The sequence below is a fragment of the Pseudomonas sp. RC2C2 genome (assembly GCF_018390435.1).
GTDB classification, from domain to species: domain Bacteria; phylum Pseudomonadota; class Gammaproteobacteria; order Pseudomonadales; family Pseudomonadaceae; genus Aquipseudomonas; species Aquipseudomonas donghuensis.
Map to the genome: position 1 here is coordinate 1,664,423 of NZ_JAHBAX010000001.1, position 13,700 is coordinate 1,678,122.

A 13,700-nucleotide genomic window follows, 5' to 3' on the forward strand; every position below is an offset into this window, starting at 1 on the left:
TCACTTACCTGCCTGCTGGTTGAGCACAGTTTTCACGCGAGCGATGTCACGCTTAACTTGCGAGAGCAGGTGCGACTGCCCCAACTGGCCAGTTGCTTTCTGCATACGCAGATTGAACTGGTCGCGCAGCAAGCCGAGCAGTTGCTCGTTCAGCTGCTGTGCTGATTTTTCACGAAGTTCATTCGCTTTCATCACATCACCGTCCGCTTAACAAAGGAGGTGGCGAGAGGCAGCTTTGCAGCCGCCAGGGCGAAAGCCTCACGCGCCAGCTCTTCAGAAACACCCTCGATCTCGTACAGGACTTTGCCTGGCTGGATCTGGGCAACCCAGTATTCCACGGAACCTTTACCTTTACCCATCCGCACTTCGAGAGGCTTCTTGGAGATCGGCTTGTCCGGGAACACACGGATCCAGATTTTACCGCCACGTTTTACGTGACGGGTCAGAGCACGACGTGCCGACTCAATCTGGCGGGCGGTGAGACGACCGCGAGCAACAGCTTTCAGAGCAAATTCGCCGAAGCTGACTTTGCTACCGCGCAGTGCCAGACCACGGTTGTGGCCAGTCATCTGCTTGCGGAATTTTGTACGCTTTGGTTGCAACATTTGGCGTACCCCTTACTTAGCAGCTTTTTTACGAGGCGCTGGTGCTTGTGGTTTCAGTTCTTCTTGGCGACCACCAATTACTTCGCCTTTGAAAATCCAAACCTTCACACCGATCACACCGTAAGTGGTGTGAGCTTCGTAGGTGGCATAGTCGATATCGGCACGCAGGGTGTGCAGTGGCACACGACCTTCGCGATACCATTCAGTACGTGCGATTTCAGCACCGCCGAGACGACCGCTCACTTGGATCTTGATGCCTTTGGCACCAATGCGCATGGCGTTCTGTACGGCGCGCTTCATGGCGCGACGGAACATCACACGACGCTCCAGCTGCTGAGCTACGCTCTGAGCTACCAGCATACCGTCGAGTTCCGGCTTGCGGATCTCTTCGATGTTGATGTGCACAGGCACACCCATTTGCTTGGTCAGGTCCTGACGCAGTTTCTCAACATCTTCACCTTTCTTCCCGATAACGATACCTGGACGAGCGGTGTGGATGGTGATGCGTGCAGTTTGGGCCGGACGATGGATATCGATACGGCTAACGGACGCGCTTTTTAGTTTGTCTTGGAGGTACTCACGCACATTCAGATCTGCGAGCAAATAGTCCGCATAAGTCCGACCGTCTGCGTACCAGACGGAGGTGTGCTCCTTGACGATTCCCAGGCGAATGCCAGTGGGATGTACTTTCTGACCCATCTGATCGACTCCGTTACTTGTCCGCAACCTTGACAGTGATATGGCAAGACCGCTTGACGATGCGATCAGCGCGGCCTTTGGCACGCGGCATGATGCGCTTCAGCGAACGCCCTTCGTTGACGAAAACGGTGGAGACCTTCAGGTCATCAACGTCTGCGCCTTCGTTATGCTCGGCGTTGGCTACGGCCGACTCGAGGACTTTCTTCATGATTTCAGCAGCTTTCTTGCTGCTGAAAGCCAACAGGTTGAGCGCTTCGCCCACCTTCTTCCCGCGGATCTGGTCGGCGACCAAGCGGGCTTTCTGGGCGGAGATTCGAGCGCCCGACAACTTAGCGGCTACTTCCATTTCCTTACCCCTTAACGCTTGGCTTTCTTGTCAGCCACGTGCCCACGATAAGTGCGGGTACCGGCAAACTCGCCCAGTTTATGGCCGACCATGTCTTCGTTCACGAGAACGGGGACGTGTTGGCGACCGTTGTGTACCGCGATGGTCAGACCGACCATTTGTGGCAGGATCATGGAACGGCGCGACCAGGTCTTAACTGGTTTGCGATCGTTCTTTTCCGCCGCCACTTCGATCTTCTTCAGTAGGTGAAGATCGATAAAAGGACCTTTTTTCAGAGAACGTGGCACTGTCGTATCCCTCTATTTACTTGCGACGACGGACGATCATGTTGTCGGTACGCTTATTACCACGAGTCTTCGCGCCCTTAGTCGGGAAGCCCCATGGCGATACCGGATGACGACCACCGGAGGTACGACCTTCACCACCACCATGTGGGTGGTCAACTGGGTTCATGGCAACACCACGAACGGTTGGGCGAACGCCACGCCAGCGTTTGGCACCAGCTTTACCCAGCGAACGCAGGCTGTGCTCGGAGTTCGAGACTTCACCCAGGGTCGCACGGCATTCAGCCAGGACTTTACGCATTTCACCAGAGCGCAGACGCAGGGTCACATAGACACCTTCGCGAGCGATCAGCTGAGCCGAAGCACCAGCGGAACGAGCGATCTGTGCACCTTTGCCCGGCTTCAGTTCGATGCCGTGAATGGTGCTACCCACTGGGATGTTGCGCAGTTGCAGGGAGTTGCCTGGCTTGATTGGAGCCAGAGCGCCTGCGATCAGCTGGTCGCCAGCAACAACGCCTTTAGGGGCGATGATGTAGCGGCGCTCGCCGTCTGCGTAGCACAGCAGTGCGATGTGAGCAGTACGGTTTGGATCGTATTCGATACGCTCGACAGTGGCGACGATGCCATCTTTGTCGTTGCGACGGAAATCGACCATACGGTAATGCTGCTTATGACCACCACCTACGTGACGAGTAGTGATGCGGCCATTGTTGTTACGACCACCAGACTTCGATTTCTTCTCGAGCAGCGGTGCGTGAGGAGCGCCTTTATGCAGCTCCTTGTTGACCACCTTGACCACGAAACGGCGGCCAGGGGAAGTCGGTTTGCATTTAACGATTGCCATGATGCACCCCTTCCTTACTCAGCACTGCTGCTGAAATCGAGATCTTGGCCTGGCTGAAGCGAAACGATCGCTTTCTTCCAGTCATTGCGCTTGCCCAGACCACGTGCGGTACGCTTGGTTTTACCCAGAACGTTTACAGTCGACACGTTTTCGACTTTTACGCCGAACAGGCCTTCGACAGCTTTCTTGATTTCCAGCTTGGTTGCGTCAGTAGCAACCTTGAATACGAACTGGCCTTTTTTCTCAGCCAGAACGGTAGCCTTCTCGGAAACATGCGGGCCAAGGAGGACTTTAAATACGCGTTCCTGGTTCATCCCAGCAGCTCCTCGAATTTCTTCACGGCCGACACAGTGATCAACACTTTGTCGTATGCGATCAGACTGACCGGATCGGAACCCTGGACGTCACGTACGTCGACGTGCGGCAGGTTACGAGCAGCCAGGTACAGGTTCTGATCAACAGCGTCCGAAACGATCAGTACGTCGCTCAGACCCATGCCGTTCAGCTTGTTCAGCAGGTCTTTGGTTTTCGGTGCTTCAACAGCGAAGTCCTGAACCACGACCAGACGGTCGGTACGCACCAGCTCAGCGAGGATGGAACGCATTGCTGCGCGGTACATCTTCTTGTTGAGCTTCTGCGAGTGATCCTGAGGACGAGCTGCGAAAGTGGTACCACCGCCACGCCAGATTGGGCTACGGATAGTACCGGCACGAGCACGGCCAGTGCCTTTCTGACGCCATGGGCGCTTACCGCCACCAGCAACGTCGGAACGGGTTTTCTGCTGCTTGGTGCCTTGACGGCCGCCGGCCATATAGGCCACGACTGCTTGGTGTACCAGCGTCTCGTTGAATTCGCCGCCGAAAGTCAGTTCGGAAACTTCGATCGCTTGAGCGTCATTTACATTTAGTTGCATGTCAGCTTCCCCTTAACCGCGAGCCTTGGCAGCCGGACGCACAACCAGATCGCTGCCAGTTGCGCCTGGAACGGCACCCTTGACCAGCAACAGATTGCGTTCAGCGTCGACGCGCACTACTTCGAGGGACTGAACGGTCACGCGCTCGGCGCCCATGTGACCGGACATTTTCTTGCCCTTGAATACACGACCAGGAGTCTGGCACTGGCCGATAGAGCCCGGGACGCGGTGGGAGACGGAGTTACCGTGGGTGTTATCTTGACCGCGGAAATTCCAACGCTTGATGGTACCGGCAAAGCCTTTACCCTTGGACTGGCCGGTAACGTCTACCAGCTGACCTGCAGCGAAGATTTCAGCGTTGATCGAATCACCGGCCTGGAACTCACCTTCTTCAAGGCGGAATTCCCAGACACCGCGACCCGCGGCAACGTTCGCTTTAGCGAAGTGACCTGCTTGAGCAGCAGTCACGCGCGAAGCGCGACGCTCACCGACAGTGACTTGCACTGCACGATAGCCATCGGTTTCTTCAGTTTTGAACTGGGTGACGCGATTCGGCTCGATCTCAATGACCGTGACCGGAATGGAGACACCTTCTTCGGTGAAAATACGGGTCATACCGCATTTACGACCGACTACACCAATAGTCATGTTGTAAACCTCATGAGTGTACGGGGCTTTCACCCGCTATGGCCGCCCATTTCAGAGCGTTACACGACTAAGACCGAGTCTTAGCCGAGGCTGATCTGCACTTCCACACCGGCCGCAAGATCAAGCTTCATAAGAGCATCAACGGTTTTATCCGTTGGCTGGACGATGTCCAGAACGCGCTTATGAGTACGGATCTCGTACTGGTCACGCGCGTCTTTGTTGACGTGCGGGGAGACCAGAACGGTGAACCGCTCTTTACGGGTAGGCAGTGGAATTGGACCACGCACTTGAGCACCAGTACGTTTCGCGGTTTCCACGATTTCCTGGGTGGATTGGTCGATCAGGCGATGGTCAAAAGCCTTCAACCTGATACGGATTTGCTGATTTTGCATTGGATTTCAGACTCCAGGCTGCTATTCCCACCGGGCGCACTACGCCCGTTAAAAGGAGGCGTGATTCTATAGAGGGCCCCACCGAGTGTCAACCCAATAAAAAAGCCCCCGCTGAGCGGGGGCCTTTTTAAGCGATCAACGATTACTCGATGATTTTGGCTACGACGCCGGCGCCGACGGTACGACCGCCTTCACGGATAGCGAAACGCAGACCGTCTTCCATCGCGATGGTTTTGATCAGGGTAACAGTCATTTGAATGTTGTCACCTGGCATTACCATTTCAACGCCTTCTGGCAGCTCGCAGTTACCAGTCACGTCAGTAGTACGGAAGTAGAACTGTGGACGGTAGCCTTTGAAGAACGGAGTGTGACGGCCGCCTTCTTCTTTGCTCAGAACGTAAACTTCTGCGGTGAACTTGGTGTGCGGCTTGACCGAACCTGGCTTGACCAGAACCTGGCCACGCTCAACGTCGTCACGCTTGGTGCCGCGCAGCAGCACGCCGCAGTTCTCGCCAGCACGACCTTCGTCCAGCAGCTTGCGGAACATCTCAACACCGGTGCAGGTGGTGGTGGTGGTGTCACGCAGACCAACGATTTCCAGAGCGTCTTGAACGCGGACGATACCACGCTCGATACGACCGGTAACAACGGTACCACGACCCGAGATCGAGAATACGTCTTCGATTGGCATCAGGAACGGCTTGTCGATAGCGCGCTCAGGCTCTGGGATGTAGCTGTCCAGAGTCTCAACCAGCTTCTTGACAGCGGTGGTGCCCATTTCGTTGTCGTCTTTGCCTTCCAGGGCCATACGAGCCGAACCGATGATGATCGGAGTGTCGTCGCCTGGGAAGTCGTAGGTGGACAGCAGGTCGCGAACTTCCATCTCGACCAGTTCCAGCAGCTCAGCGTCGTCTACCAGGTCAGCCTTGTTCAGGAAGACCACGATGTACGGAACGCCAACCTGACGGGACAGCAGGATGTGCTCACGGGTTTGTGGCATCGGACCATCGGCGGCCGAGCAAACCAGGATCGCGCCGTCCATCTGGGCAGCACCGGTGATCATGTTCTTCACGTAGTCAGCGTGACCTGGGCAGTCAACGTGAGCGTAGTGACGAATGTTCGAGTTGTACTCGACGTGCGCGGTGTTGATGGTGATACCGCGAGCTTTCTCTTCTGGAGCGCTGTCGATCTTGTCGAATTCGACGACGGCCGAACCGAAAACTTCGGAGCAGACGCGAGTCAGAGCTGCGGTCAGAGTGGTTTTACCGTGGTCAACGTGACCGATGGTGCCAACGTTGACGTGCGGAAGGGAACGATCAAATTTTTCTTTAGCCACGACAGTGAACCTCTTGCCTAAAGGGCTGGATTAGCCTTGTTTTTTAACGAGTGCTTCGACGATATTCGACGGAGCTTCGGCGTATTTGGAGAATTCCATGGAGTAGCTCGCGCGACCCTGAGACATGGAACGAACGTCGGTCGCATAACCGAACATTTCTCCGAGCGGAACTTCAGCACGGACAACCTTGCCGGACACCGAATCTTCCATACCCTGGATCAGACCACGACGACGGTTCAGGTCACCCATCACGTCACCCATGTAGTCCTCAGGGGTCACAACTTCTACCTTCATGATCGGCTCAAGCACTTTACCGCCGCCTTTGGCTGCGAGTTGCTTGGTCGCCATGGAGGCCGCCACCTTGAACGCCATCTCGTTGGAGTCGACGTCGTGGTAGGAACCATCAAACACGGTTGCCTTCAGGCCGATCAGCGGATAGCCGGCAACGATGCCGTTCTTCATCTGCTCTTCGATACCCTTCTGGATCGCCGGGATGTATTCCTTAGGAACCACACCACCTACAACCTCGTTGGTGAATTCCAGGCCTTCGGTGATGTTGCCCTGGGCGTCCACTGATGGCTGCGAGAAGCGAATCCAGCAGTGACCGAACTGACCGCGACCACCGGACTGACGAACGAACTTACCTTCGATCTCGACGTTGTCCTTGGTGATCTGCTCGCGGTACGAAACCTGTGGCTTACCAATGTTGGCTTCGACGTTGAACTCGCGCTTCATGCGGTCAACGAGGATGTCCAGGTGAAGCTCACCCATACCGGAGATGATGGTCTGGCCGGTTTCTTCGTCGGTTTTGACGCGGAACGACGGGTCTTCCTGAGCCAGTTTGCCCAGTGCGATACCCATCTTCTCCTGGTCTTGCTTGGTCTTCGGCTCAACAGCTACCGAAATCACAGGCTCCGGGAAGTCCATACGCTCGAGGATGATCGGCTTGTCGGCGTTGCACAGGGTGTCACCAGTGGTGACGTCCTTCATGCCGATCAGAGCAGCGATGTCGCCTGCCAGTACTTCTTTGATTTCTTCACGCTGGTTGGCGTGCATCTGCACCATACGACCAACGCGTTCTTTCTTGCCCTTGACCGAGTTGATCACGGAGTCGCCGGACTGCAGCATACCCGAGTAAACGCGGACGAAGGTCAGAGTACCCACGAACGGGTCGGTGGCAATCTTGAACGCCAGAGCCGAGAACGGCTCGTTGTCGTCTGCATGACGCTCGTCGTAGTCGGCGTCAACCAGCTCGTCTTTCGGCTTCTCGATCAGATCAGGGTGGATACCCTTGATCGCCGGGATTTCGGTCGGAGCAGGCAGGAAGTCGATGACGGCGTCGAGAACCAGGGGAACGCCCTTGTTCTTGAACGAAGAACCGCAGACAGCCGGAACGATCTCGCTGGCCAGGGTGCGCGCACGCAGACCGGCTTTGATTTCTTCGACCGACAGCTCACCTTCTTCAAGGTACTTGTTCATCAGCTCTTCGTTGGCTTCGGCAGCAGCTTCTACCATGTTCGCGCGCCATTCTTCGGCCAGCTCGAGCATGTCCGCAGGAATCTCTTCCTCACGGTAGGTAGTGCCTTTGTCGTCTTCGTTCCAGTAGATAGCCTTCATCTTGATCAGGTCGACCTGACCCTGGAAGTTATCTTCCGAACCGATAGCCAGCTGAACAGGAACCGGGGTGTGACCCAGACGGTTCTTGATCTGACCTACGACGCGCAGGAAGTTGGCACCGGCACGGTCCATCTTGTTCACGTAAACAACACGTGGAACGCCGTACTTGTTGGCTTGACGCCATACGGTTTCGGACTGTGGCTCAACGCCGGAGGTGCCGCAGAAAACAACGACCGCGCCGTCGAGTACGCGCAGCGAACGTTCTACTTCAATGGTGAAGTCAACGTGGCCGGGGGTATCGATGACGTTTACGCGGTAGTTGTCGTACTGGCCACGGGAACCCTGCCAGAAGGTGGTGACAGCAGCGGAGGTAATGGTAATACCCCGCTCCTGCTCCTGCACCATCCAGTCGGTGGTCGCGGCGCCGTCATGCACCTCGCCCATCTTGTGGCTCAGGCCTGTGTAGAACAGGATCCGCTCGGTAGTGGTAGTTTTGCCCGCGTCAACGTGCGCGCAAATACCGATGTTACGGTAGCGGTTGATTGGTGTAGTACGAGCCATAGAGCCCTCGCAAAAATAGTGATGCCAGAATTAGAAGCGGTAGTGCGAGAACGCTTTGTTGGCTTCGGCCATACGGTGTACGTCTTCACGCTTCTTGACTGCAGCACCTTTGCCTTCAGCAGCATCCAGCAGCTCGCCGGCCAGGCGCAGAGCCATGGACTTCTCGCCACGCTTGCGGGCGTAGTCTACCAACCAGCGCATTGCCAGGGCGTTACGACGGGATGGACGAACTTCAACAGGAACCTGGTAAGTGGCACCGCCAACACGGCGCGACTTAACTTCGACCAGCGGAGCGATGGCGTCGAGAGCTTTCTCGAAGATTTCCAGGGGATCGCTGTTCTTGCGTTCTTTGACCTTGTCCAGCGCACCGTAAACGATACGCTCGGCAACGGCCTTCTTGCCGCTTTCCATCACGTGGTTCATGAACTTGGCGAGGATCTGGCTTCCGTATTTTGGATCGTCCAGAATCTCACGCTTGGCTGCTACACGACGTCTTGGCATTGATAAGCCCTCAAACGGTCTTCAGGTTAGCCCGGGACAGTGCCCCCTAAGGGTGCGTGCCCGACCTTACTCTTATCGACTCAATAAAATGAATAACTGCAAACTGCTGCAAACGGCCGATTACTTCGGACGCTTGGTACCGTACTTCGAACGACCTTGGTTACGACCTTTGACGCCGGAGGTATCCAGGGAGCCGCGAACGGTGTGGTAACGAACACCTGGCAAGTCTTTTACACGGCCGCCACGGATCAGGACGACGCTGTGCTCTTGCAGGTTGTGGCCTTCACCACCGATGTACGAGGAAACCTCGAAACCGTTGGTCAGACGCACACGGCAAACTTTACGCAGTGCCGAGTTAGGTTTTTTCGGCGTGGTGGTGTACACACGGGTGCACACGCCACGACGTTGCGGGCAGTTCTGCAGCGCAGGAACGTCGGATTTCTCGACGATACGCTTACGCGGCTGACGTACCAGCTGGTTGATAGTTGCCATCTACTAGCTCCACTGTTGTCTTGCGACGCTATTGTCTTGCAAGAAAAGCAAAAATTGGCAGGACGGAGTCCCACCAAATTTAGGGGTACAAGAGTCTAAAGAGGATCTTGCCCCCAGTCAAGACAAGGCCCCGGCCCTCCCCTTCCGATCATCGGCAACAAATTATGTCGCCGATGGCCAAAACAGGTTTGCCGGGGCCCTATCCTACTTTCAGTTACCGCTGGAATTCAGCGCTTCGGTCAGTGCGGCTTCCACCTCACTGGCACTTACGCGCAGCGGCTTGTCGGCATCACGGCGACGCTTGCGCTCGCTGTGGTAGGCCAGACCGGTACCGGCCGGGATCAGACGACCCACGACCACGTTTTCTTTCAGGCCGCGCAGGTAATCGCGCTTGCCGGTTACCGCCGCTTCGGTCAGTACGCGGGTGGTTTCCTGGAAGGAAGCCGCCGAGATGAACGATTCGGTGGACAGCGAGGCCTTGGTGATACCCAGCAGTACGCGAGTGAACTTGGAGACAAACTTGTCTTCCGCGCCAAGGCGCTCGTTCTCTACCAGTACCTGGGTCAGCTCCATCTGGTCGCCCTTGATGAAGCTGGAGTCACCCGACTCGGCAATCTCGACCTTGCGCAGCATCTGACGCAGGATGGTTTCGATGTGCTTGTCGTTGATCTTAACGCCTTGCAGACGGTAAACGTCCTGAATCTCGTTGACGATGTACTTGGCCAGCGCGCTGACACCCAGCAGACGCAGGATGTCGTGCGGATCGCTCGGACCGTCGGAGATAACTTCGCCGCGGTTCACTTGTTCGCCTTCGAAGACGTTCAGGTGACGCCACTTCGGAATCAGCTCTTCGTACGGATCGCTACCGTCGTTCGGGGTGATGACCAGACGGCGCTTGCCCTTGGTCTCTTTACCGAAGGCGATGGTGCCGCTGACTTCAGCCAGAATCGAGGCTTCTTTCGGACGACGGGCTTCGAACAAGTCGGCAACCCGTGGCAGACCACCGGTGATGTCACGGGTCTTCGACGTTTCTTGCGGGATACGCGCGATAACGTCACCGACGCCGATCTGGGCACCGTCAGCCACACCAACCAGGGCGTTGGCCGGCAGGAAGTACTGAGCCGGTACGTCGGTACCTGGCAGCAGCAGATCCTTGCCGTTGGCGTCGACCATCTTGATTGCAGGACGGATTTCCTTACCTGCAGCCGGACGGTCTTTGACGTCCAGAACTTCAATGTTGGTCAAACCAGTCAATTCGTCAGTCTGACGCTTGATGGTGATGCCTTCTTCCATGCCCACGAAGGTCACGGTACCTTTCATTTCGGTAACGATCGGGTGGGTGTGCGGGTCCCACTTGGCGACGATTGCGCCAGCGTCGACCTTGTCGCCTTCCTTCACCGAAATCACTGCACCGTAAGGCAGCTTGTAGCGCTCACGCTCACGACCGAATTCGTCGGCAATCGCCAACTCACCGGAACGCGATACGGCAACCAGGTTACCGTCGGCACGCTCAACCTGTTTCAGGTTGTGCAGGCGAACCATACCGCCGTTCTTCACCTGGACGCTGTCGGCAGCCGAGGTCCGGCTTGCAGCACCACCGATGTGGAACGTACGCATGGTCAGCTGGGTACCCGGCTCACCGATCGACTGGGCAGCGATAACGCCGACTGCTTCACCGATGTTCACCTGGTGACCGCGAGCCAGGTCGCGACCGTAGCACTTGGCGCAGATGCCGTAGCGGGTTTCGCAGCTGATTGGCGAACGCACGATCACTTCGTCGATGCTGTTCAGCTCGATGAACTCGACCCACTTCTCGTCGACCAGGGTACCGGCCGGAACGATAACGTCGTCGGTGCCTGGCTTGAACACGTCACGGGCGATAACACGACCCAGTACACGCTCACCCAGAGGCTCTACAACGTCGCCGCCTTCAATGTGCGGCGTCATCAGCAGGCCTTGCTCGGTGCCGCAGTCGATCTCGGTAACCACCAGATCCTGGGCTACGTCTACCAGACGACGAGTCAGGTAACCGGAGTTCGCGGTTTTCAACGCGGTATCCGCCAGACCCTTACGAGCACCGTGAGTCGAGATGAAGTACTGGAGTACGCTCAGACCTTCACGGAAGTTCGCGGTGATCGGCGTCTCGATGATCGAGCCGTCCGGTTTGGCCATCAGACCACGCATACCGGCCAGCTGACGAATCTGAGCTGCCGAACCCCGGGCACCGGAGTCAGCCATCATGTACATCGAGTTGAAGGACTCTTGCTCGACTTCGTCGCCATTGCGGTCGATGACTTTCTCTTTCGAGAGGTTGGCCATCATCGCCTTGGAGACTTCGTCGTTCGCCTTGGACCACAAGTCGATGACTTTGTTGTACTTCTCGCCCTGGGTTACCAGGCCGGAGGCGTACTGGCTCTCGATCTCTTTCACTTCGTCGGTAGCGGTACCGATGATGCGGGCTTTTTCATCCGGGATAACGAAGTCGTTAACACCGATGGAAACGCCGGAGATGGTCGAGTAGGCAAAACCGGTGTACATCAGCTGGTCAGCGAAGATCACGGTCTCTTTCAGACCAACCACGCGGTAGCACTGGTTGATCAGCTTGGAGATCGCCTTTTTCTTCATTGGCTGGTTGACCACGTCGTACGACAGACCTGGTGGTACAACCTGGAACAGCAGCGCACGGCCGACAGTGGTGTCGACGATACGGGTGTTCTTGACGCTGCCGCCATCACGATCGTTAACGGTTTCGTTGATACGAACCTTGATCTTGGCGTGCAGGGCAGCTTCGCCGGCGCGGAATACGCGGTCGACTTCCTGCAGGTCGGCGAATACGCGACCTTCGCCCTTGGCGTTGATGGCTTCACGGGTCATGTAGTACAGACCCAGTACAACGTCCTGCGACGGAACGATGATTGGCTCACCGTTGGCTGGCGACAGAATGTTGTTGGTCGACATCATCAGCGCGCGTGCTTCAAGCTGGGCTTCCAGCGTCAGCGGCACGTGAACGGCCATCTGGTCACCGTCGAAGTCGGCGTTGTACGCAGCACAGACCAGCGGGTGCAGCTGGATAGCCTTACCTTCGATCAGTACCGGTTCAAAGGCCTGGATACCCAGACGGTGAAGGGTCGGTGCACGGTTGAGCAGTACGGGGTGTTCGCGAATCACTTCGGCGAGAACGTCCCAAACCTCTGGCAGCTCGCGCTCGACCATCTTCTTGGCGGCCTTGATGGTGGTCGCCAGACCACGCATTTCCAGCTTGCCGAAAATGAACGGCTTGAACAGCTCGAGAGCCATCTTCTTCGGCAGACCGCACTGGTGCAGACGCAGGGTCGGACCTACGGTAATTACCGAACGGCCGGAGTAGTCAACACGCTTACCGAGCAAGTTCTGACGGAAACGACCTTGCTTACCCTTGATCATGTCGGCCAGGGATTTCAGAGGACGCTTGTTCGAACCGGTGATGGCACGACCGCGACGGCCGTTATCCAGCAAGGCGTCGACCGCTTCCTGCAGCATGCGCTTTTCGTTGCGCACGATGATGTCCGGCGCGGACAGGTCGAGCAGGCGCTTCAGACGGTTGTTACGGTTGATCACCCGACGATACAGGTCGTTCAGGTCGGAAGTCGCGAAGCGACCGCCATCCAGCGGAACCAATGGACGCAGGTCTGGCGGCAGAACCGGCAGAACGGTCAGGACCATCCACTCAGGCAGGTTGCCCGAGCCCTGGAAGGCTTCCATCAGTTTCAGACGCTTGGACAGCTTCTTGATCTTGGTTTCCGAGTTGGTCTGCGGAATCTCTTCGCGCAGGCGACCAATCTCGTGCTCCAGGTCGATAGCGTGCAGCAGCTCGCGGACAGCCTCGGCACCCATGCGGGCGTCGAAGTCATCGCCGAACTCTTCCAGCGCTTCGAAGTACTGCTCGTCGTTGAGCAGCTGGCCTTTTTCCAGGGTGGTCATGCCCGGGTCGATAACGACATAGCTCTCGAAGTAGAGAACGCGTTCGATATCACGCAGGGTCATGTCCATCAGCAAGCCGATACGGGACGGCAGCGACTTCAGGAACCAGATGTGGGCAACCGGCGAAGCCAGTTCGATGTGCGCCATGCGCTCACGACGCACCTTGGCCAGGGCGACTTCAACGCCGCACTTCTCGCAGATCACACCGCGGTGTTTCAGGCGCTTGTACTTACCGCACAGGCACTCGTAGTCCTTGACTGGGCCAAAAATCTTGGCGCAGAACAGGCCGTCACGCTCAGGTTTGAACGTACGGTAGTTGATGGTTTCCGGCTTTTTAACTTCACCGAACGACCACGAACGGATCATCTCAGGCGAGGCCAATCCGATACGGATGGCGTCGAACTCTTCGACTTGACCCTGGTTTTTCAGCAAATTCAGTAGGTCTTTCAAGGCCTTTCCTCCTGGCGGAGCAGGGAGCGGGCTTTTCAGCCACGCTCCCGAT

Annotated in this window: 15 protein-coding genes; all 15 read right to left on the minus strand. The window is 56.8% G+C overall.

The features are described from left to right. Positions 1-192 (minus strand): 50S ribosomal protein L29, encoded by a 192-nt coding sequence (rpmC, locus tag KHO53_RS07710; protein ID WP_002555481.1) that lies wholly within the window; start codon positions 190-192, stop codon positions 1-3. Beyond that, complete coding sequence (gene rplP, locus KHO53_RS07715; RefSeq protein ID WP_003255479.1) at positions 192-605, minus strand: 50S ribosomal protein L16; 414 nt, start codon at positions 603-605, stop codon at positions 192-194. The genes rpmC and rplP overlap by 1 nt, the downstream gene beginning before the upstream one ends. A gap of 12 nt (positions 606-617) precedes the next feature. Next, positions 618-1,304, minus strand: a complete 687-nt coding sequence (gene rpsC, locus KHO53_RS07720) for a 30S ribosomal protein S3 (protein WP_010220308.1) — start codon at positions 1,302-1,304, stop codon at positions 618-620. A gap of 13 nt (positions 1,305-1,317) precedes the next feature. Continuing rightward, positions 1,318-1,650 carry a 50S ribosomal protein L22 gene (gene rplV / locus KHO53_RS07725; RefSeq protein ID WP_003103908.1) on the minus strand — a complete coding sequence of 111 codons (333 nt, stop codon included), beginning with the start codon at positions 1,648-1,650 and terminating at the stop codon, positions 1,318-1,320. Between the two features lie 11 nt (positions 1,651-1,661). Beyond that, positions 1,662-1,937, minus strand: coding sequence for a 30S ribosomal protein S19 (gene rpsS / locus KHO53_RS07730; protein ID WP_002555486.1), 276 nt, complete (start codon positions 1,935-1,937; stop codon positions 1,662-1,664). Between the two features lie 16 nt (positions 1,938-1,953). Continuing rightward, entirely contained in the window at positions 1,954-2,778 is an 825-nt protein-coding gene (gene rplB, locus KHO53_RS07735; RefSeq protein ID WP_010220307.1) for a 50S ribosomal protein L2, read from the minus strand. A gap of 14 nt (positions 2,779-2,792) precedes the next feature. Next, positions 2,793-3,092: a 50S ribosomal protein L23 gene (gene rplW / locus KHO53_RS07740; protein WP_010220306.1), complete on the minus strand. Its 300-nt coding sequence runs from the start codon at positions 3,090-3,092 to the stop codon at positions 2,793-2,795. Next, on the minus strand, positions 3,089-3,691 hold the full coding sequence (gene rplD, locus KHO53_RS07745; protein ID WP_010220305.1) for a 50S ribosomal protein L4: 603 nt from the start codon (positions 3,689-3,691) through the stop codon (positions 3,089-3,091). The genes rplW and rplD overlap by 4 nt, the downstream gene beginning before the upstream one ends. Positions 3,692-3,703: 12 nt before the next feature. Next, entirely contained in the window at positions 3,704-4,339 is a 636-nt protein-coding gene (gene rplC / locus KHO53_RS07750) for a 50S ribosomal protein L3 (RefSeq protein WP_010220304.1), read from the minus strand. Between the two features lie 80 nt (positions 4,340-4,419). Next, positions 4,420-4,731 carry a 30S ribosomal protein S10 gene (gene rpsJ, locus KHO53_RS07755; protein WP_003186070.1) on the minus strand — a complete coding sequence of 104 codons (312 nt, stop codon included), beginning with the start codon at positions 4,729-4,731 and terminating at the stop codon, positions 4,420-4,422. A gap of 142 nt (positions 4,732-4,873) precedes the next feature. After that, complete coding sequence (gene tuf / locus KHO53_RS07760) at positions 4,874-6,067, minus strand: elongation factor Tu (protein ID WP_010220303.1); 1,194 nt, start codon at positions 6,065-6,067, stop codon at positions 4,874-4,876. A 30-nt stretch (positions 6,068-6,097) separates the two neighbouring features. Next, positions 6,098-8,245, minus strand: coding sequence for an elongation factor G (gene fusA, locus KHO53_RS07765; RefSeq protein ID WP_010220302.1), 2,148 nt, complete (start codon positions 8,243-8,245; stop codon positions 6,098-6,100). A 30-nt stretch (positions 8,246-8,275) separates the two neighbouring features. After that, positions 8,276-8,746: a 30S ribosomal protein S7 gene (rpsG, locus tag KHO53_RS07770; RefSeq protein ID WP_008089143.1), complete on the minus strand. Its 471-nt coding sequence runs from the start codon at positions 8,744-8,746 to the stop codon at positions 8,276-8,278. A gap of 120 nt (positions 8,747-8,866) precedes the next feature. Further along, positions 8,867-9,238, minus strand: a complete 372-nt coding sequence (gene rpsL / locus KHO53_RS07775; RefSeq protein WP_003186084.1) for a 30S ribosomal protein S12 — start codon at positions 9,236-9,238, stop codon at positions 8,867-8,869. 210 nt (positions 9,239-9,448) lie between these two features. Beyond that, complete coding sequence (rpoC, locus tag KHO53_RS07780) at positions 9,449-13,648, minus strand: DNA-directed RNA polymerase subunit beta' (RefSeq protein ID WP_010220301.1); 4,200 nt, start codon at positions 13,646-13,648, stop codon at positions 9,449-9,451. Positions 13,649-13,700 lie beyond the last annotated feature (52 nt).